The sequence below is a fragment of the Actinosynnema sp. ALI-1.44 genome, from assembly GCF_001984155.1.
Taxonomy (GTDB): Bacteria; Actinomycetota; Actinomycetes; order Mycobacteriales; family Pseudonocardiaceae; genus Kibdelosporangium.
The window spans coordinates 75269-94593 of the sequence record NZ_MTQO01000031.1 but is presented as its reverse complement, the minus strand read 5'-3'; the positions used below and the strand labels follow the sequence as shown (position 1 = coordinate 94593).

Here is a 19325-nt window from a genome sequence, read left to right as displayed (position 1 = left end):
TCGCTCGTTAGCTGGGAATGCGGTTGTTCGAGGCCAAAGGCGCTGGCCGCACCGGCGGAAATCACTTATCGTCAATGCGCGGCAGACGACGCTTGGACAGCCGCTGAACAGGCATTGTCCCTGTTCAGGGGGCTCGGGCACGCGCCTGGTGAGCGGCGGGTCGCCGAATCGGTCAGGCGGCTGAAAGGGACGTGAAAGCCGTCGTGGTTACCGTTTCCCCTGTGGTGATGACAGGGGGGTCGGTGCCGCCGTGGGGGTCGGCATCGGCACCTGCGCGCCATGCAGTGGGGTACGTGCGTCAGGACGCGGACACACATGCCTGTCAGCGCATCAGCCAGGCGCGGCACGCCAGTTGGAGCGCCAGACGCTGCTCGGGGTCGGCGAGATCGACCCCGAGCTGGCGGGTGATCTTGTTGAGCCGGTAGTGGACGGTCTGCCTGTGCACGCGCAGCACTTCGGCCGCTCTGGCTGGGGAGTTCAGGTGGTCGAGGTAGGCCTGCAGTGTTCTGATCGCTTCTTCGGCCGCCGCGGGCCCGAGGTCGACCAGCGGCGCCAGCAGGTCGTCGACTGAGGCCCTTGTGTTGTCCGACGCGTACCACTCCACCAGCATCCGGTTCAGTCCCAGTGCGTCGATCGCCACGACGTCGCGCTGGGGTTTCGCCTGCCGGGTCACGGCCAGTGCCGCTTTCGCGTCCGTCGCCGAGGTCCGCAGTCCTTCCGCCTGCCTGTGCACCGCTCCGATTCCGCAGCGGACCACTATGCCGGGGAAGCGTTTGCGGGCCGCGTGCAGCGCCGTCGTCGCCGCTGCCAGTGCTGTTCGGGCCGCTGCCGGTCCTGGGTCGGCGTCGACGCTGTGCACCAGCAGCGGCTGGCCGCCGATCCGGGTGCTGTGCCATTTCGCGTCTATTTCCGCTCGCACCGCGTGCAGCATCGCCGCGCTGATCGCGTCGACCTGGTCCGCGCTGATCGCCGAGCCCGCGTCCAGCGACGACGACAGCTCGAACCGCAGCACCTGGTGCCAGCCGTCCACCGGCAGGCCGACTGTCCTGGCGTGGGAGACAAGCTGCACACGCTCGGAGTCCGGGGCCAGCAGCAGTTCCCCGAGCAGCCTGCCGCGGTCGGCCAGCGGTGCCAGTTCGGTACGGCGCTCGTCGGCGATCACGCGGGCGTACGCGTCCGCTGTCAGCGTGGTCACCGCGCGGGCCGCCACCACCCAGGAACCGCGGGTCTCCGCTGCCACCTCGGCGGCGACGAACGTGTCCACCGAGCCGTCGACCAGGACCGGCGCCGCCGGTTCGCCGTGCGCCGGTTGGCGTGCCGCGACGGGCATGCCCAACGCGTCCGACGCTGCCAGCAGGATCGCTGCTTTGCGGTCGTGCGTGCGCATCTCGGCCGACGCGATCAGCCTGCGGGCGGCGTCGATGCGGGCGAGCGCGGCTGTCGCGTCCCCCGCGAGCGCTTCCGACACGGCGACGACCAGCCGTGTCGGATCGAGGCTCGTCGGCGCGAGGAGCAACGACACCGCGTTGCGGTTGGCAATCCTGACCGCTGTGGATTCCACCGCGGTGGCCTCGATCCCGTTCAGCACGATCGCACCGGCCCCGCTGGCCGTCGCGTCCCGCATCGCGATGTCGAACAAGTGCCCCCGTGCCTGCGCCGACGCCGACGCGAGCACCACGACGAAGCTGTCGCGGGGCACCGACCGCAGATCAGTGAGCTTGTCGATGACACGCACCGAGCTCACCGCGCGTTGCGGCGACGCGGTCAGCACCGTGAGCGCGTTCAGGTCTGGCCCGGCGAGCAGGTCGCGGAGCGGAACGTGACTCACGACTCCTCCGGTGCTGGTGCTGTGCTGACTGTGCGGTGGGGATAGCGGGGGCGTGGATTCTATTGTGCAAGGACAAATACTCAGAGTGGTTGTCTTACTACCATTCACTCGTGCGACTTAACGGGGGTTGCCTGGCCGACTTCGCCCGGGGCTGTGACGTGCTCGCGGCCGGTGGGGGCGGCTACGCAGCGGCGACCGTACCGATGACGCAGGTGGCGGTGGGCACGCAGGGTCCCGTCGAAGTCGTCGATCTGGCCGATCTTCCCCCGGACGGCTTGGTCATGCCCTGCGCGTACCTCGGTTCCCCCGCCGTCTGGGTTGAGCGGATCGGCACAGGCCGGGAGAGCATCGCGATCCGCCGTCAGGTGGAACAGCACTTCGGTGCCGAAGTCGTAGCGATGATGTGCACCGAGATCGGCGGGAGCAACGGCCCCGCGTCCGTGGCACTCGCGGCGAACGCGCGCCTGCCGTTGGCCGACGCGGACGGCATGGGCCGCGCCTTCCCCGGCGTCGAGCAGGTCGCGATGCAGGTCGCGGGCGTGCACCCCGGCCCGTCGGTGCTGGCCGACGACCACGACCACGTCGTGCTGGTCCAGGCGGACACGGGCGAATGGCTGGACCGGCTGGCCCGCAGCGCGGTCACGGCCTTCGGCGACACCGGGGTCAGCGCCGAATACGTGATGACGGTCGACCAGGCGCGCGGCAGCGTGGTCACCGGCTCGATCAGCCGGGCGCTCAAGATCGGCCGGGTCCTCGCCGAGTGCGCGGGATCGCCTGTGGTGACGGCGGTGCGGCGGCTGGCGGCCGAGTTCGGCGGGGTCTGCCTGATGGAGGGCAAGGTCGGCACGGTCACGCCGCAGCGGGCCAGTGCGGCATCGAAGTTCGCGGCGAACCTGCGGTCGACGGCCCTGCTCGACGGGATCAACAGCGACGACGGCCGGTGCCTGCGGGTCGAGGCCGGTCACGAGTACCTGGCGATCCTGGAGGACGGCGAGGTCCGCGCGACCACCCCCGACATCATCACCCTGTTCGACGTCTACAGCGGCGACGTGGTCAGCACGGATTCGCTGGGCTACGGCCAACGCGTGGTCGTGCTGGCGTTGCCGTGTCCCGAGGTGTGGCTGCAGCCCGCCGGTCTGCGACTCGTCGGTCCTCGCGCGTTCGGGCTCGACCTCGACTACCACCCGTTGGCGGCGCCATGAGTTACCGCTTGGGAGTGGCTCTGCCGGGCGCCAGGTCGGCGGCGGCCGTGCTCGACCACGATGGCCGCGTGGTCGTCGCCGTCGAACGCGAAACCGAGACGGTCGGCGGCATCCTTGACGCCGTGCTCGAGGCGGCGCGGCCGCACGGGATCCCGGCGAGCAAGATCGACCACGTGATGTTCGCGGTCACGGACCTGCGCGCGTTGGCCGCGGCGACGGGCTACTGGCGTGGCTGGCCGGGGCGGCTGGCGAAGGTGGCGGCGGTCCGGCTCGGCGCGGCGACCACGTCCGTGCCGCCGCTGGCGTTGTGGCCACCGGAGATGCGCGAGCGCGTCGTGGTCGCCTCGACGTGCCTGTCCGGCGGCGCGATGCTGGACGGCAGCGACTACGAACCCCTTGACATCGAGGGAATGCTGGCGTTCGCGCGGCGGATCTCCGGCACCGTCGGCGCGGTCGCGATCACCGGCGTGTTCTCCTCGGTCACGCCACGGCACGAACTCGCGGCGGCCGAGGTGATCCGGGAGGAGATGGGCGCGAGCGGGGCGATCCTGCTGTCGCACGAGTACGGCGGGCTCGGCCTCGTCGAACGGGAGAACGCGACGATACTGCAGGCCGCGCTGACCGCGCCGGTCGCCGAGGAGGCCGCGAAGCTGCTTGCCGTGGTCAACGAGCGCGGTCTGAGCCGGGCCGAGGTGTTCCTCGCCCGCAGCGACGGGACGATCGCCACGCTCGACAACGCCGTGACACACCCGTTGTCGTTGCTGGGCGCGACGGACGCCACTTCCGTCGTCGGCGCCGCGGTGCTGTCGGGCGAGCGGGACGCGCTCGTCGGACTGACCAAAGCGGACGGGAACGTCCGCGCGGTGTGCGCGTTGACCGACTCCCGCCCGCGGATGACCGTGGGGCACACCGAGGTCGCCGGGGTGCCGACCGGGTTGAGCGTTCCCGCGCTGGTGCCGATCCACGCCTCGGTCGAGGAGGCGATCGACCGGGCCAAGGACGCGCCGGGTGATCTGCCGCTGCTGCTCGTCGGCCCGGGTACGCGGGCGTTCGTGAACTCCCTGTCGCCGAGGATCGTCGGCACGGCACTGGCCGGGACCGTTCGTGTCGAGTCCCCCGCGGACGCTGAGGCGGCCGCGGCCGTCGGCGCGGCGGCGGCGCCCGTTGTCGGTGAGGCGCGCCGGATCGTGCCGTTGAACAGCCCCCGGCTCGAGGAGATCCGAACCGCTGTACGCGAGGCCGCGCGGGCTTCGGCGATGCGCGCGGGCGCCGACCCGGCGAAGGTCGGGCTGGTGTGGACCGAGGAGAAACCACTGGCCTACCTGTCCGAACCGACCGTGGTGATGCGCGTGCGCGCCGGTGGCCCGCCCCGGGTCGGCTGGATGGCCGGGAAAGCCAAGGTGGCCGTTTCCGCCAGGCAGGACGCCCGGTGAGGCCGCTGGCCGAGGTGGCGATCGAGCGCAACGGTCCGGTGTCCGTTGTGGACATCGAGAACGTGCCGCACGACGCGGTCGTCGTGCCGATCTCGATGATGGGCGCGCCGACCGTCGGCACCGAGAAGCTCCCGTCCGGGCGCGAGGCGACGGCCGCGTTGCGCGCGCTGGAACGGGTGCTGGGCAAGCGGGCCACGCACCTCGCGCCGATCGAGATCGGCGGCCTGAACTCGGTCATCCCGATCGCGGCCGCCGCCGAGACCGGCCTGCCGCTGGTCGACGGCGACGCGATGGGACGCGCGTTCCCGGAGGCACACATGGTGTTGCCGTCGCTGATGGGTGTCAGTTGCACGCCGATGGTGATCGTGGACGACAAGGGGAACACGATGGTCCTCGACACCGTCGACAACCGGTGGGCCGAGCGGCTCGCCCGTTCGGTGTGCGTCGAAGCCGGGTGCTCGGTCTTCACCGCCGACACTGTGCTGTCGGGAAAGCAACTGCGCGAAGGTCTCGTCGCCGGGACGTTGACGTTGGCGCACCGGCTCGGCAGGGCCGTGCGGCTCTCGCCGGAGCCGGTCGCGACGGCGAGGTCGTGACCAGCACACCGGACCTGATCTGCGTGCTGGACAACGAGACCGGGGAACCGGTCACCACCGAGGGGATGCGTTACGGGAACCGGGTCGCCGTCCTCGGCGTCCCGTGTGACAGCCGATGGGCGACCGAGGAAGGGCTGCGGCTGACCGGGCCGCGGGCGTTCGGTTACGACCACGACTACCGGCCTGTGACGGCGAACTCTTCTTGGCCGAATTCTGTGCGGTCGAAGTCCTGGGGGGACAACAAATGACCACTGCGTCGAGTGCTTGGGAGTCCGCTCCGTTCATCGCGTTGCCCAACCGGGCGGACGAAGTCGCCGTACACGAACGATGCGGCACGTGTGGCCAGCCGATCGGGTTCTGGGCGGTGGACCGGCTCACCGGTCTGCTGGACCGCTGGGGCTGGGACACGTACGCGCCGGAAACCCTGCGGCACGCGCACGAGCAGCGCCAGCCGTTGGCGTTGTTGCTGCTGGACCTCGACCACTTCAAGGCGATCAACGACCGCTACGGCCACGTGGCGGGGGACATGGTCCTGCACGCGGTGGCGGAGGTGCTGCGCCGCTCGTGCCGGGAGACCGACGTCGTGGGCCGCTACGGCGGGCACGGCGGTGACGAGTTCCTCGTCTTGCTACCGACGACCAACCGGGACCGGGCGTCGTCGGTCGCGGCCCGCGTGCTGGACGGGGTGCGAGCGCTCCAGATCAGCGTCCCGGACGTCGACCGGGGCGCACGCACGACCCTGACCGGGCTGAGCGTCTCGATCGGTGTCGCGCTTTACGTCCCGGCCCGCGGAATGGAGCCGGTATTGGCGGATCTGGTTCTGGAAGCGGACGCCGCGCTGCTTGTCGCCAAGCGGGAAGGGCGCGACACCGTGCGGATCGGAAGGCGTCGATAATTCCCCGGCAATCCGCGTGTTGGTGGTAGGACTTTTCCCTACCTCCGGCCGTCCTATCATCCTTTCCCAGTTTCTACTGGCTGACAGGTGATGCCTTACTCCGTTCAGCGGGTTTTGAGCTGTGACAACCGCGATACGGTGGGTCACCGCTCGCGAGTCGCGTGTGACGCATTTGGAGGTATCTGATGCTTCATATGTTGGCCGCTGCCGGCGTCGCTTTATCGATCGTCGGACAACCAGTTCAAGCGGCCGGGTGGCCTTCCACACCGCCGCCCGACAGGATTATTATCGATGTTGCGACCGTGAATGGCTCCGGATGCCGTCCGGGAACGGCGGCCGTGGCCGTGTCCGCGGACAACGAGGCCTTCACGGTGACGTACAGCGAGTTCATGGCGCAGGTGGGCGTCGGTGCCCTGCCGACCGACTTCCGCAAGAACTGCCAGATCAGCCTGAAGGTGCACGTCCCGCAGGGCTTCACCTACGCGGTGGCCCAGGCGGACTACCGTGGTTTCGCCCACCTTGAGCGCGGGGCCAACGGCCTCGAGCGGGCAAACTACTATTTCCAGGGAATGTCGCCGACGTCGTTCGTGAACCACCCGCTCAACGGTGCGATGAGTGACGACTGGCAGTTCACTGACAAGACGGATATCGCTGCACTCGTGTATCACCCCTGCGGTGAGCAACGCAACTTCAACATCAACACCGAGTTGCGTGTGAATGCGGGGACTTCGGACCCGAAGAAGACGACGAGTTTCATCGCGATGGACTCGACGGACGGAAGCATTAATACCACCTACCATTTCCACTGGAAGACCTGCCCTCGTTAGTATGAACTAACACCGATCTCGCGGCGGCGTGGTGAGCCGAACGTGGTTTTTCCAGAGCCCTCGTCTGTGGAAAACCACGTTCGGTCCAGTGACGCACGGCTCATCGGGGTCGGGAACAAAGCGGCGACCCGCCGGTGTTCCCGTGGACATGCGGGAAACCGACGTGGTGGTCATCGGAGCCGGACAGGCGGGCCTGTCGACCGGCTACCACCTGAGCCACTACGGCATCGACGACTTCGTCATGCTCGACTCCGGCGACGGGGCCGGAGGGGCGTGGCGACATCGCTGGCCCTCACTGCGGCTGGGCAAGGTGAACGGCATCTACCCGCTGCCGGGTTTCCCGCCGGTCGACGCGGACGCGGACCTGCCCGCGTCCCAGGTGGTCAGCGAGTACTACGCCGCCTACGAACAACGCTACGGCCTGCACGTGCTCCGGCCGGTCGAAGTCACGTCGGTGGATTACGGCCAGGACGACCGGCTCGTGGTCTCGGCAGGCGACGACACATGGGCGGCACGAGCGGTCGTGAACGCCACTGGCACGTGGACAAGGCCGTTCTGGCCGTACTACCCGGGGATGGCGTCGTTCCGGGGCCGTCAGCTGCACACCGCGGACTTCCGGGACGTCGAGGAGTTCCGCGGCAGGAAGGTGATCGTGGTCGGCGCGGGTTCGTCGGCCGTGGGACTGCTGCTTGAGCTGTCCGAGATCGCGGACGTCACGTGGATCACGCGCCGCAGGCCGGAGTTCAGGGACGACGAGTTCACCGAGGACGTCGGCCGCGCTGCCGTGGCCAAAGTGGACGAACGCGTCCGGGCAGGCCTGCCGCCGCTGAGCGTGGTGAGCGTGACCGGCCTGTGGGCGCCGCCGGACGAGCGCGCCCGGTTGGAAAGCCTGCCGTGGCAGCCGATTTTCCACGAGGTCACGCCGGATGGTGTGCGGTGGCGTGACGGGCGCACCTTGTCGGCCGACGTGATCCTCTGGGCGACCGGCTTCCGCGCGGCGCTGGATCACCTGGCGCCGCTGGGACTGCGGTCACCGGGCGGCGGGATCGTGATGGACGGCACCAGGGTGGTCGCCGAGCCACGGCTGCACCTGGTGGGATATGGACCTTCGGCCAGCACGGTCGGCGCGAACCGTGCTGGCCGAACGGCCGCGCGTGGGATACACGCGCTGCTCAACTCTTCGGAACTGGCTGCTGTCTAACGGTTGGCCGTGTCGTACACGTCCGACCTGCCGACCGTGGTGGCGGCACGGCCTGCGAACAGCTGGTTCACCCGAGCTGCCTCTTGTGCGTTCGGATACGGGTTGGTGCACGATGTTCCGGCGCTACCACCGGACATCAGGTACGAACACACACCGTTGTAGTTGTCGGGCAACCCAAGTCCATGCCCGATCTCGTGGGTCACGATGCGCAGCGCGTTGTGACCCGCGCGGATGTCGTTGGAGTCGATGTAGATCGTCGCGCAGCCGAGCCCACACGGGTATGCGCGCGACCCGCCACCGGTGGTGCCGGAGATCCGGATGGTCGCGTTTCCGCCACGGACCATCCGGACGTTCGGCGACCGCGAGTTCCAGATCTGCGCGGCCTGGTCGGCCTGGCTGGAGTACGCGGAAGCGCTGTAGTACACCGTCCTGGCAAGGACATTGGCTTCGGCCGACGCGGACGTGGCGGTGGCCGTCAACGCTCCGGTGACGGACACCGCCACGGCCATCGTGACGGCTAACTTTCGCAGGGACACTCGAGATCTCCTTGCGGGTGCAGGGTGCAGGGATCTTCCGAGCATAAGGACCTATGCGTGAACGACCATATCCACGACGGTCATAAGGAACGTTTATCCCCGTTCCGGCTTTGCGCGACTACCGCGGCGACGAGCAGCAGGAGGACGATCAACCCGCCGATCACCACGATCCACAGCATGCTGAAGCTGGCGTCCATATCGGACGAGTTGTCCCCCGTGCCTTGCTTCGGCTGTTCTTCTTGTGCGGCAACGGGTTGCCCGAATGACGCGGTGATGTCGAACGGGATGTCACCGGTCACCAGGTGCCCGTCCTGACCCGTGACGCGGTAGCTGACCGTGTACCTGCCCTGGGGACCGTACGGCGCGTCGGCCGGGATGGTGACAACCTTGCCGTCCAAGGTCGGCTTGCCCATCGACCACTGCGTGCCGTTCGGGTCGGTCACGGTGATCGTCGGCGGGGCCTTGGGCAGTTCGTCGAACGTCAGCCGGATGCTCGCCGGGGGTTCGTCCAGCGCCTGGCCGGGTTCGGGAGAACTGGCCAGCAGCCGCACGTGCGCCGACGCGGGCACGGCCGTGGCCAGTAACAGCGTTGCGACGAGCAGCAGAGTCCGCAGGGGCATAGCTGGTCATCATCACTCAGGGAGATATCGATTCCGTCACGTGCCGTGCGCGAAAGCGGACGGTCCCGGCTTCGGATGGTCGAGCGTGCCGAGCGCGGGCAGCACCTGTTTCAGGTCGCGGGACGGGTGTGCCAGCGCCATGACTCCACGCCAAGGGAATGATCAGGCCAGCGCAGCCCGTGCGTCCATCAGCGCGAAGCCGAGCAGGTTCTGCCCGCGCCACTGGCTCGGGTCCTGGGCTTTCGGGTTGTCCTTGCCCAGTCCGATGCCCCAGATCACGTCCCTCGGCGCCGCCTCGACGAGCACCTTGTCACCGGTGTTCACCAGGAACTCGGTGTGCGCGGGGTCCTGGCCGAACTTGGCGGTGCTGCCCCGCACGACGATGTCGTACCGGTGGGCGACCCACGTGTCCTGGTCGAATCCACGCACCGCGCGGCCCAGCTTCTTCGCGTCCGCCGGGGTCTCGGCGGCCAGGATGCGCGCGAGCATCTCGTCGTCGCCGAACAGGCGTGCCTTCCCGGCCATCATGAAGTGCTCGGCGCTGCGGTAGACGACTCCGTCGACCGTGAAGTCCTCCGGCCACCACTGGCTCAGCAGCCACCTGCCGACCCGGTGGCCAGGCGCGGGCGTGTGCCCCCAGAAGAAGAGGAACTCCGGCTGGTAGCCGTCGGTCATCCGTTGGGTCAACTCCGCTCTGTCCACGCCGGGAGGTTAGCCATTACCTCCGACAGAATCGCGCGAGATCCCCCCGGCCACGTAGCGTCGTGACCGTGACGTTGACCGAGATTCAATCGGTGCAAGCCCCGGCCTTCAGGCCCGGGGATAGCCGATCCGATCATGTCTGGCCCGCGTAGCGGGCCGGGGTGTACGGTGAGCTGCGGGAACAGGGGTACCCACGCGATGTTGTCAAACGGGTGTTCGATAGAGTGTGGTGGTGCAGGCCAGGTACCGCTACCGCATCGAACCCACGGATGCGCAACGGTCGATGCTGGCTCGCACGTTCGGCTGTGCGCGGGTGGTGTTCAACGACGCGATCCGGTGCCGGGACGACGCCTGGCGGGCCGGGGAGAAACTGTCGCCGACCGAGGTTCAGCGACGGGTGATCACCGAAGCCAAGACCCGCGAGGTACGCGCCTGGCTGGGCGAGGTTGCCAGTGTGGCGCTGGTGCAGTCGGTGCGGGACGCGCACCGGGCGTTCGCGAACTTCGTCGACTCGGTGAAAGGTCGTCGCCGGGGCCGGAAGGTCGGGCGGCCGAGGTTCAAGTCCCGCAAGGACAACCGGCAGTCGTTCCGGCTCACCCGCAACGGGTTCACGCTACGCCCGGACGGGGCGCTGTACCTGGCCAAGGTCGGGGATGTGCGGGTGCGCTGGTCTCGCGACCTGCCGTCCGAACCGTCGTCGGTTACGGTGATCCGGGAGCCGGACGGGCATTACTACGTGTCGTTCGTGGTCGGGGTCGAACCGTCACCGTTGCCATCAGTCGAGCGGGAAGCCGGGGTGGACCTCGGGATCACCCGGCTGGCGACGGTGGTCGACACCTCGGGGCGCCGTACGGATGTGGCCAACCCGAGACACCTCGCCCGCAAGCAACGCAAACTAGCCCGGCTGGAACGGGAAAAGGCACGCCGCACCAAGGGCGGCGCGAACCGGGCCAAGACACGGCGCAAGGTCGCGGTGCAGCACGGCAAGGTGGCCCGTGCCCGGCGGGACTATCACCACAAGCAGGCCCTCACGCTGGTCCGCGAGAACCAAACGGTCCATGTCGAGGACTTGAACATCGCCGGGATGGTGCACAACCGCCGGTTGGCGCGGGCCATCTCGGACGCGGGATGGGGCCGGTTCGTCCGGCTGCTGGAGGAGAAGGCCGAACGCCACAGCCGCACCGTGATGAAGGTGTCGCGGTGGCTGCCGTCCAGCAAGACGTGTTCGCACTGTGGACACGTCATGCACGACATGCCACTGAAGATCCGCACGTGGGTGTGCCCCGGATGCGGTGGCACACACGATCGGGACGCGAACGCCGCACGCAACATTCTCGCCGCCGGGCAGGCGGAGAGGCTAAACGCCCGTGGAGCCCATGTAAGACCTCCCTCCGGGGAGGCAATGGGTGAGGAAGCAGGAACCACTCCAGACGCGGCATAGCCGCGTGGGAATCCCCGGCCTTCAGGCCGGGGAGGATGTCAAGCAACGACCCGTCGGTGAGCTGCTCAGACAGTGGCGCGAGCAGCGCAGGCTCAGCCAGCTCGCGCTGTCCATCCAGGCGGACATCTCCACCCGGCACCTGAGCTTCATGGAGACCGGGCGGTCCTCGCCGAGCCGGGACATGGTGCTGCGGCTGGCCGAGGAACTGGACGTGCCGCTGCGTGACCGCAACCAGATGCTGCTGGCCGCCGGGTACGCGCCCGTGTACGGCGAGACGTCGCTGGACGCGCCGGAGATGGTGGCGGTCAGGTCCGCCGTCCGCCGCATCCTGACCGGGCACGAGCCGTACCCGGCCTGTGTGGTGGACCGGCGGTGGAACCTGGTCGACAGCAACGCCGCGACCCAGCTGTTCACCGCGGGCGTGGCGCCGGAGCTGATGCGGCCGCCGGTCAACACGCTGCGGCTGAGCCTGCACCCGAAGGGGATGGCGGCACGGATCCGCAACCTGGGGGAGTGGCGTGCGCACCTGCTCGCCCGGCTGCGCCGTGAGATCGCGGTGACCGCGGACGAGGTGTTGCGGGAGCTGTACAAGGAAGCCATGACCTACCCGTGCGACGAGCCGGAGGTGCACCAGGACAACGATGTGGTGGTGCCCCTGCGCATCGAGTACAAGGGCACCGAACTGGCTTTCCTGAGCACGATCTCGACCTTCGGCACGGCCGCCGACGTCACCGTCGCCGAACTGGCGATCGAGTCGTTCTTCCCCGCCGACGACGAGACCGCCGAGGCGCTCACCGCGTTCAGGGACCAGCGGCGGCGTTGAGCACGATCGAGTGAAGCGTTCCCGTGCTGTCGGGGGAGTACGCCAAGAGGTGGCAGTCTCGCCGGGAAGGGCTCGACATCCGGGGTGGTGACGAGGTCTACTCGGTGCTTGCACGCGCAACGAGGCGGGAGGTCAGCTGTGGCAGCAGAGGTCCGTGGGGTCGTCGCACGAGCCAAGGGCGAACCGGTCGAGGTGACGACGATCATCGTGCCCGACCCGGGTCCCGGTGAGGCCGTGGTGAAGGTGCAGACCTGCGGTGTGTGCCATACGGACCTGCACTACCGCGAAGGCGGCATCAACGACGAGTTCCCGTTCCTGCTCGGGCACGAGGCCGCCGGCGTGGTCGAGTCCGTCGGCGACGGCGTGACCGATCTCGAGCCGGGCGACTTCGTGGTGCTCAACTGGCGCGCGGTCTGCGGGGACTGCCGGGCGTGCCGGCGCGGCAGGCCGTGGTACTGCTTCAACACCCACAACGCCAAGCAGAAGATGACGCTGGCCGACGGTACCGAACTGTCGCCGGCGCTGGGCATCGGCGCGTTCGCCGAGAAGACCCTCGTGCACTCGGGGCAGTGCACCAAAGTGGATCCCTCGGCCCGCGCGGCCGCCGTCGGCCTGCTCGGCTGTGGCGTGATGGCGGGAATCGGCGCGGCGATCAACACGGGCAACGTCGGGCGGGGCGACTCCGTCGCGGTCATCGGCTGCGGTGGCGTCGGCAGCGGTGCCGTGGCAGGCGCCCGGCTCGCGGGTGCGGCGAAGATCATCGCGGTGGACGTCGACCCCCGCAAACTCCAGTGGGCGCAAGGCTTCGGCGCGACCCACTCGGTCAACGCCCGCGAGGTCGACGACGTGGTCACCGCGATCCAGGACCTCACCGACGGCTTCGGCGCCGACGTGGTGATCGACGCGGTCGGCCGCCCGGAGACGTGGAAGCAGGCCTTCTACGCCCGCGACCTGGCCGGAACCGTCGTCCTGGTCGGTGTGCCGACGCCGGACATGGCGCTGGAGATGCCGCTGATCGACTTCTTCTCCCGCGGCGGCTCGCTGAAGTCGAGCTGGTACGGCGACTGCCTGCCCAGCCGTGACTTCCCGATGCTGGTCGACCTCTACCAGCAGGGCAGGCTCGACCTGGACGCGTTCGTCACCGAGGAGATCCCGCTCGACGGCGTCGAAGGCGCGTTCCACAAGATGCACGGCGGCGACGTGCTGCGGTCCGTGGTGGTCTTCTGATGGAAGAAACCCCAGCGCTACGCGTAAAGTGAGGCGAATGGGGTTATTCGGCCGCAAGAGGTCCGGGCTACCGCAGCGCGAAGTCATCCAAGGGCACACCTACGAGGACGCGGTACTGGACGCCGCGGTGCGATCGGCTCAGGACGGCGAAGTCGGCCCGGCGCTCTCGGCACTCGCCGAGAGCCGCGGCAGACCGGAGGTCCGCGCCCTGCGGGTGCGGGTCCTCGCCGAGGCGTTCGTCGGCCGCGCGGAATCCTTGCAGGCGAAAGCGTTCTCCAGCGACGACCCGGACGCGTGGCTGCTGGCCGGGTCCACCTTCGTCGAGGAGGCGTGGGCGATCCGCGGCCACGGCTGGGCCAGTTCGGTCGGCCAGGACCGGTTCCGGATGTTCTTCGCCACGCTGCGCAAGGCGATCGGTCCGCTCAACCAGGCGGCTGACGGCCTGGCGAAGGACGCCGTGCCGTGGGCGGAGATGCAACGCGCCGCGCTCGGCCTGCAGGCCGACCGGGACGAGATGGACGCGATCTGGCGCGAGATCGCCGCTCGCAGCCAGACCCTGTACCCGGCGTACTACACCAGGTTGCAGATCCTGGCGAAGAAATGGGGCGGGTCACACGAGGAGATGCTCGCGTTCGCGCGGTTGAGCACCGACGCCGCGGCACAGGGCGACCCGCTCGCCGCGATGATCCCGATCGCGCACTTCGAGGTCCTGCTCGCCGACCAGAACGAACTGGTCAACACCAAGCACACGATCAAGGCGGCGATGCTGCCCACCACGTACTTCGCGAAGGTCCGTGCCGAGATCGACGCGGCCTCGGAGAAGTGGATGGTCGCCATCCCGCGGTCGCACCCCCGTGCGCTGGAGGCGCACAACGCCTTCGCTGCCGCGTACGTCCTCGCGGTGGAACCGGTACGGGCCCGCGCGCACCTGGTGGCGATGCGTGACCACCTGCACGACCTGCCGTGGAACTACTTCATCGACCACGACAAGCTGCGTGACGAATACCTCAAGGCGTACACCAAGTTCGTCGTCAAGTCGCCGAAACCCGCCGCACTGTACTGAGCTGGGCCGACTGGGCTGACCAAGCTCATACACGATCACCGTGGCCGAGGAAAACCGCTGTTCAGACTCTTGTGAGCAAAACGTGCTCACAGGGGGTTGCCAAGTGGTGTTGGATGACCCGGTGGCTGTAAGACTTGACGCCGACACGGTGTCCTCTTTAGTGGGGCCGGATCTCGCCCGGGTCGGGCGGGAACACCTCGATCAGGGCCGGGTCTTCGAACTCGGCGCCGACGACGGCGGCGTGGTGGCGACCGTACTGGACTCCGGCCGCAAGGAGTACGACGTCTGGGTCGGTGTCGTCAACGGCGAGCTGACCGGCGAATGCGACTGCACGGAGGCGGAAGCCACGCTGTGCGGGCACGCTGTCGCGGTGACGCTCGCCGCCTTGGAGGACGGCATCCCGTTCACTTCGGTGACCGAGCAGGACGACGAGGACGACGAGGAGCGGTTCGCCGAACTGGCCGCGAGCCTGACCTTCGACCAGTTGGTCGACCTGGTCGCGCGGCAGGCGGTCGCCGACCCGGACTTCGCCGACGAACTCATCGCGCTGGCCGAGGACGACGGGGAAGAATAGCGGCACGCCGGACTGCCGGTCGGGAACTCGCTCGCGCCGGGCGCGATCTCGGCGAACGTCACCAACGGCCGGTTCACCGCGCGCCACATCCACATCGACCACGTCATGCGGACCAGTTCCGCCGCGTCGATCGTCGCGCCCGATCCCGCGTCCTGGTGACGGCGCGCTCTATCGAGTGAACATCGCGCCGTGGCCCGCGATTCTGCGGAACGCGACGGTCACGGCGCGATAGGAAACCCCCATGCCGAGGTTCCCCCGCTGGTGGTTTCGCGCTGCCGTCCTGGTGCCCGCAGCGATCACGGTGGCAGGCCTCGCCATCCAGAGCGGCGGGATAGAGCAGGCGGTGCGGGCCGAGGCGCGCAAGGCGGCTCCGGCTGCGGACCTCGTCATCGACGGCCGTGACGTCGTGGTCAGCGGCGTGCCGGTCGAGCAGGCCGCCGCGGTCAAGCACGACGTCGAGGCGGCCGGTGGCGTCCGCGCTGTATCCGTTGTGGACCCGCAGTTGCCGCCGATGCGGATCACCGCCACCCCGACCGGCGTCACTGTCACCGGCTCCACCCACCAACAGGCGTGGCGCGAGTGGTTCGTCCACGCGCTGACTGAGAAGACGCACGGGCGAAAGCTCGTCGACCAGACCAAAACCGTCTCGGGGACGGACTTCCCGCTGACCACGCCCGCGGCCGCGGCCGTGGTGTCACTGCTGTCCCAACTGCCCGACACAGTGACCGTCGAGGTGGCGCGCAGCAAGGTGGCAGTCATCGGCGCGATACCGGACGACAACCGCCGGAAGGCGGTCGTCGGGCTGTTCAAGCGCTTGTTCGGTGAGGCGGCCATTGCCGACAAGACAACCAAGGATTGACTTCCCTCCCCTCCCTAAAGGGAGTGGATTCCACCCCTCGCGGGGTGGGGTTCCTGTTTCGTCGCCGACTGCGAAAGGACAAGTCCTTGTCGTCTGACACCGGCTCCACAGGCCTCACCCGAAGTGTGACTTCGGGCTACGGCTCGACCAGCCGCAAGGATGTTCTTGGCCGCGTTGATGTCCCGGTCGTGGTGGGTGCGGCAGGCCGGGCACGTCCAGTGCCGGACCGAGAGGGTGAGTTCAGCGAGCCGGTGCCCGCACTCGGAGCAGGTCTTGCTGGAGGGGTACCAACGGTCGACCACGACGAGTGTGCGCCCCGCACGTTCGGCTTCGTATTCGAGCTGGCGGCGGAACTCACCCCAACTCGCGTCGGAGATCACTCGCGCCAATCGGCGGTTGCGGACCATGTTCTTGACCATGAGGTCTTCGATCGCGATCAGGTCGTAATCGCGGACGAGACGGGTGCTGGTGCGGTGCAGGAAGTCCTGGCGGGCGGTGCGAACCTTGCGGTGTGCGCGAGCGACTTTGGTTTTGGCCTTGCGTCGGTTGTTCGATTCACGCGCGGTGGCGTTCGGCGAGGGTTCTGTTCCGTACCAGGCGCACACATCCGAATGTGCGGTTCAACACCGCCACCTGCTCGGCATTCGGGCAAGCCCGGCACCGATGCGCCACCCTCACAACACCAACGTTACACGAACGCGAACCGGGATCTCCGTAAGGCCGCGATGGGTCGGTTTGTCTGCGCACGCTCGGACTGACCGAGCTGCGCCGGGCCGCTCCTGACAGAGTCCGAATTCCTCCCTGGCCTCAGGCCGGGCCTTCCTTCGAAAGTTCAGGTGAACAAACCTTGATGTGGCTTGCCGGGCAGGTCTACCTGCTGTGCCTGGTCTCGTTCCTGGCCGGTGCCGGAATCACGTTCCTGGCGCTGCGCGGCCGACTGGCCGCACCGGCCCCCACGGCCGGGGCCGAAGCGGTCGGCGAACCCGACGACGACGCCGACGACGACATCGACGGCGACGCACCGGAACCGGTGGTGGTCAGGGCGTCGAAGAAGTCGATGCGCTACCACACACCGGATTCGCCGCACTACGGCAGCGTTCGCGGCGGGCTGGAGTTCATCTCCGTCGCGGACGCCGAACTCGCGGGCTTCCGGGCGTGGGACGCCGAAGAGGCCCCGCGGACGGACTCACCGAAGGTCACAGGGCCAGTCGCCTGACCTTCTCCTCGTCCACCTCGATCCCCAGCCCCGGCCCCGTCGGCACGGACGCCATGCCGTCGACGACCTTCACGGTGTCACCGACGTACACCGAGTCGACGAACTGGCGGCCGTTGAGGTCCACCGGTGAGGTGATGCCGAACGCGGCGAACAGGTGCAGCGACGCGGCCAGGCCGATGTCCGAGTCGGTCAGACCCGACCCCATCAGCCGCAGCCCGCTGTCCTCGGCCAGTTGCAGCAGCCTGCGCGACAGCAACAACCCGCCGCTGCGCTGGACCTTGGCGATCGCGATGTCCACCGCGCCGAGCCGGACGAACGTGGCCATGTCGGTCGGGTGCCGCAGGCTCTCGTCCAGCGCCACGGGCACCGCCGACAGGTCGCGCAGCCGCTGGAGCCCGGCGATGTCGTTGGCGGGCAACGGTTGCTCGAACGCCGTCACCCCGAACGACGCCAGCTCACGGGAGATCCGGACAGCTTCCGCGACGGAGTACGCCTGGTTCGCGTCGACCCACAACGGCGCGTCGGGCGCGGCCGCGCGGACGGCCTCGACGATCCGCATGTCCGACGGACCCAGTCCGATCTTCACCTTGAACGCCTGGTAACCCAGGTCCTGCCCCTCGGCCACGGCGGCGGCCACCTCGGCGGGCCCCTGGCCGGACACGACCCAGCCGAGCTGGATCGCCTCGGCGCGGCGTTGTCCCCACAGCTGCCCGATCGACACCCCGAGCGCGCGGCCGACCAGGTCGTGCAGCGCCACGTCGACGGCGGACTTCGCCAAGGGCGACCCGATGCTGAACCCGCGGTTGATCGCCCAGTCGAACACCGCGGCCACCCCGTCCAGATCCCACGCCGGACGTCCGGTGATCGCGGGCGCCAGGTAACCGTCGATCGTGCTCACGATCGACTCGCACGTCTCGTACGTCCACGCCGGGATCGGTGTCGCCTCGCCCCACCCGGCGAACTCACCGGCGCTGACCTTGACCAGGATCCGCACGCTCGGTTTGCCCATCACGGCGATGGACCCGCCGGACACGCCGAACGGCCGCAGGGTCGGCAACGGCACCGCGAACGTCTCGACGCGGTCGATGGTCAGTCCCGCCACAGTCATGGCCGCACCCTTCCCGTGCTCTCCCGGATCACCACTTCGCCCGCCAGCCGCACGATGCGGCTGCGCCGTCCCGCGTTCTCCCGCAGTGCCAGCTCCATCGCCCGTTCCCCCAACTGCTCCAAAGGCAACGCCACCGTGGTCAACGGTGGCGTCAGGTCCCGGACGATGGGAATGTCGTCGAACCCCGCGACGGAGACATCACCTGGCACCGACAAGCCGTTGTCACGCAACGCGGTCAACGCGCCGATCGCCATCACGTCGGTCACCGCGAACACGCAGGTCGCGCGTAGCCCTCCGGCGATCAGCCTGATCATGCCCTCGTACCCGCCGTCACGGGTGAAGCCGCACTCGACAATGTCCTTTTCAGACATGTGAACACCGGCACCGGTCAGCGCGTCGCGGAAGCCCGCGATCCGGTCGGCCACAGTGGTCAGCGCGCGCGGACCGGCCAGAACGGCGAACCGCCGATGCCCCATTCCCAGTAACGCCTTCGCCAAAGCGGCCGCCCCCGAACGGTTCTCCGGCAGCACACTGTCCACACGCAGGCTGCGGTGCCGGGACACCACCGCCACCCGCCCGCCGCCCCGCAGGTACGGGTCCAGTTCCGCGGCCAGCGCGCGTTCCCACGCCTTGTCCTCGAAACCGGAACCGATCAGCAGAATCGCCGGGGCGCGCTGGGCCCGTAGCATCGAGACGTACGCGACCTCCCGATCGGCGTCACGGAAAGTGCTCGCCAACATGACAAGCAGCCCGTTGTCCCCGGCCACCCGCATGATTCCCCTTGCGATCACGGCGAAGTACGGGTCGCTGACGTCGTGGCAGATCACGCCGACGGTCCGCCGCGACGCCCCGGCGAGTGCCTGGGCGTGCGCGTTCGGCGCGTACGCGAGCCTTCCGGCCGCGTCCTGCACACGAACGCGGAGATCGGCACGGACGTTCGCGCTGCCGTTGAGCACCCGGGACGCGGTCGCGGGGGACACTGCGGCGGCACGGGCGACGTCCTGCAGTGTCACGTGCGTCCGTTCGGGCATCGAGTCTCCACTTCTTGACCCACCGAGCCGGGCGTGTCTACTCTAGCGCAGAAAGCGCTTTCTGAAAGCGCTTTCTGCAACTGCCGGACATGCGGTTTTAGCTGTGGGTAAGCGCTTTCAATCTTGCGGGTTCCGCGACGGGA

22 protein-coding genes are annotated in these 19325 nt (G+C 68.7%); 14 read left to right on the top strand and 8 right to left on the bottom strand.

The window, feature by feature from the left end; translation table 11 throughout:
- Positions 1-322: 322 nt before the first annotated feature.
- On the bottom strand, positions 323-1828 hold the full coding sequence (locus ALI144C_RS05660) for a PucR family transcriptional regulator (RefSeq protein ID WP_076985934.1): 1506 nt from the start codon (positions 1826-1828) through the stop codon (positions 323-325).
- A 110-nt stretch (positions 1829-1938) separates the two neighbouring features.
- On the opposite strand from ALI144C_RS05660, the gene ALI144C_RS05655 reads away from it, so the two are divergent.
- The 7 genes from ALI144C_RS05655 to ALI144C_RS05625 all read left to right on the top strand — a co-directional run bounded on the left by ALI144C_RS05655 (position 1939) and on the right by ALI144C_RS05625 (position 7982).
- Complete coding sequence (locus ALI144C_RS05655; protein WP_168211173.1) at positions 1939-3030, top strand: DUF917 domain-containing protein; 1092 nt, start codon at positions 1939-1941, stop codon at positions 3028-3030.
- Positions 3027-4463 (top strand): hydantoinase/oxoprolinase N-terminal domain-containing protein, encoded by a 1437-nt coding sequence (locus ALI144C_RS05650; RefSeq protein WP_076985933.1) that lies wholly within the window; start codon positions 3027-3029, stop codon positions 4461-4463. Before ALI144C_RS05655 ends, ALI144C_RS05650 begins: the two co-directional genes overlap by 4 nt.
- A complete protein-coding gene (locus ALI144C_RS56600; protein ID WP_076985932.1) occupies positions 4460-5059 on the top strand; it encodes a DUF917 domain-containing protein in 600 nt (199 codons plus the stop codon). Before ALI144C_RS05650 ends, ALI144C_RS56600 begins: the two co-directional genes overlap by 4 nt.
- Positions 5056-5307: an S-methyl thiohydantoin desulfurase domain-containing protein gene (locus ALI144C_RS56595; protein WP_076985931.1), complete on the top strand. Its 252-nt coding sequence runs from the start codon at positions 5056-5058 to the stop codon at positions 5305-5307. The genes ALI144C_RS56600 and ALI144C_RS56595 overlap by 4 nt, the downstream gene beginning before the upstream one ends.
- Positions 5304-5954 (top strand): GGDEF domain-containing protein, encoded by a 651-nt coding sequence (locus ALI144C_RS05635; protein ID WP_076985930.1) that lies wholly within the window; start codon positions 5304-5306, stop codon positions 5952-5954. Before ALI144C_RS56595 ends, ALI144C_RS05635 begins: the two co-directional genes overlap by 4 nt.
- Before the next feature lie 185 nt (positions 5955-6139).
- Positions 6140-6781: a DUF4360 domain-containing protein gene (locus tag ALI144C_RS05630; protein ID WP_076985929.1), complete on the top strand. Its 642-nt coding sequence runs from the start codon at positions 6140-6142 to the stop codon at positions 6779-6781.
- Positions 6782-6929: 148 nt separating this feature from the next.
- On the top strand, positions 6930-7982 hold the full coding sequence (locus tag ALI144C_RS05625; RefSeq protein ID WP_076985995.1) for an NAD(P)-binding domain-containing protein: 1053 nt from the start codon (positions 6930-6932) through the stop codon (positions 7980-7982).
- Here ALI144C_RS05625 and ALI144C_RS05620 read toward each other — a convergent pair.
- From ALI144C_RS05620 to ALI144C_RS05610, 3 genes are all read right to left on the bottom strand, one after another.
- Complete coding sequence (locus ALI144C_RS05620) at positions 7979-8518, bottom strand: snapalysin family zinc-dependent metalloprotease (RefSeq protein ID WP_237774002.1); 540 nt, start codon at positions 8516-8518, stop codon at positions 7979-7981. The genes ALI144C_RS05625 and ALI144C_RS05620 overlap by 4 nt on opposite strands.
- An 80-nt stretch (positions 8519-8598) precedes the next feature.
- Complete coding sequence (locus ALI144C_RS05615) at positions 8599-9138, bottom strand: copper resistance CopC family protein (RefSeq protein WP_076985927.1); 540 nt, start codon at positions 9136-9138, stop codon at positions 8599-8601.
- A 162-nt stretch (positions 9139-9300) separates the two neighbouring features.
- A complete protein-coding gene (locus ALI144C_RS05610) occupies positions 9301-9840 on the bottom strand; it encodes an NADAR family protein (protein ID WP_237774001.1) in 540 nt (179 codons plus the stop codon).
- A 232-nt stretch (positions 9841-10072) separates the two neighbouring features.
- Here ALI144C_RS05610 and ALI144C_RS05605 point away from each other — a divergent pair, with 232 nt between their 5' ends.
- From ALI144C_RS05605 to ALI144C_RS05580, 6 genes are all read left to right on the top strand, one after another.
- Entirely contained in the window at positions 10073-11281 is a 1209-nt protein-coding gene (locus ALI144C_RS05605) for an RNA-guided endonuclease InsQ/TnpB family protein (RefSeq protein ID WP_076985994.1), read from the top strand.
- Positions 11282-11285: 4 nt separating this feature from the next.
- Positions 11286-12104, top strand: coding sequence for a helix-turn-helix domain-containing protein (locus tag ALI144C_RS05600; RefSeq protein ID WP_237774000.1), 819 nt, complete (start codon positions 11286-11288; stop codon positions 12102-12104).
- Positions 12105-12242: 138 nt separating this feature from the next.
- On the top strand, positions 12243-13331 hold the full coding sequence (locus ALI144C_RS05595) for an S-(hydroxymethyl)mycothiol dehydrogenase (RefSeq protein ID WP_076985925.1): 1089 nt from the start codon (positions 12243-12245) through the stop codon (positions 13329-13331).
- A gap of 37 nt (positions 13332-13368) precedes the next feature.
- The gene (locus ALI144C_RS05590; protein ID WP_076985924.1) at positions 13369-14394 is read left to right on the top strand and encodes a hypothetical protein; all 1026 of its coding nucleotides are present in this window, start codon (positions 13369-13371) and stop codon (positions 14392-14394) included.
- A gap of 121 nt (positions 14395-14515) precedes the next feature.
- Positions 14516-14968 carry an SWIM zinc finger family protein gene (locus ALI144C_RS05585; RefSeq protein ID WP_143230429.1) on the top strand — a complete coding sequence of 151 codons (453 nt, stop codon included), beginning with the start codon at positions 14516-14518 and terminating at the stop codon, positions 14966-14968.
- A 241-nt stretch (positions 14969-15209) separates the two neighbouring features.
- Positions 15210-15827: a hypothetical protein gene (locus tag ALI144C_RS05580; RefSeq protein WP_143230428.1), complete on the top strand. Its 618-nt coding sequence runs from the start codon at positions 15210-15212 to the stop codon at positions 15825-15827.
- 14 nt (positions 15828-15841) lie between these two features.
- Here the strand turns inward: ALI144C_RS05580 and ALI144C_RS05575 are convergent, their stop codons facing one another.
- Entirely contained in the window at positions 15842-16432 is a 591-nt protein-coding gene (locus ALI144C_RS05575) for a transposase (RefSeq protein WP_237773999.1), read from the bottom strand.
- Positions 16383-16499, bottom strand: a complete 117-nt coding sequence (locus ALI144C_RS58910; RefSeq protein WP_076985992.1) for a helix-turn-helix domain-containing protein — start codon at positions 16497-16499, stop codon at positions 16383-16385. The genes ALI144C_RS05575 and ALI144C_RS58910 overlap by 50 nt, the downstream gene beginning before the upstream one ends.
- Positions 16500-16677: 178 nt before the next feature.
- Between ALI144C_RS58910 and ALI144C_RS05565 the strand changes: the two genes are divergently transcribed.
- Positions 16678-17043, top strand: coding sequence for a sunset domain-containing protein (locus ALI144C_RS05565; protein ID WP_076985921.1), 366 nt, complete (start codon positions 16678-16680; stop codon positions 17041-17043).
- Here ALI144C_RS05565 and ALI144C_RS05560 read toward each other — a convergent pair.
- A complete protein-coding gene (locus ALI144C_RS05560; protein WP_076985920.1) occupies positions 17024-18151 on the bottom strand; it encodes a mandelate racemase/muconate lactonizing enzyme family protein in 1128 nt (375 codons plus the stop codon). The genes ALI144C_RS05565 and ALI144C_RS05560 overlap by 20 nt on opposite strands.
- Positions 18148-19182, bottom strand: a complete 1035-nt coding sequence (locus ALI144C_RS05555) for a LacI family DNA-binding transcriptional regulator (protein ID WP_076985919.1) — start codon at positions 19180-19182, stop codon at positions 18148-18150. The genes ALI144C_RS05560 and ALI144C_RS05555 overlap by 4 nt, the downstream gene beginning before the upstream one ends.
- Between the last annotated feature and the right edge of the window lie 143 nt (positions 19183-19325).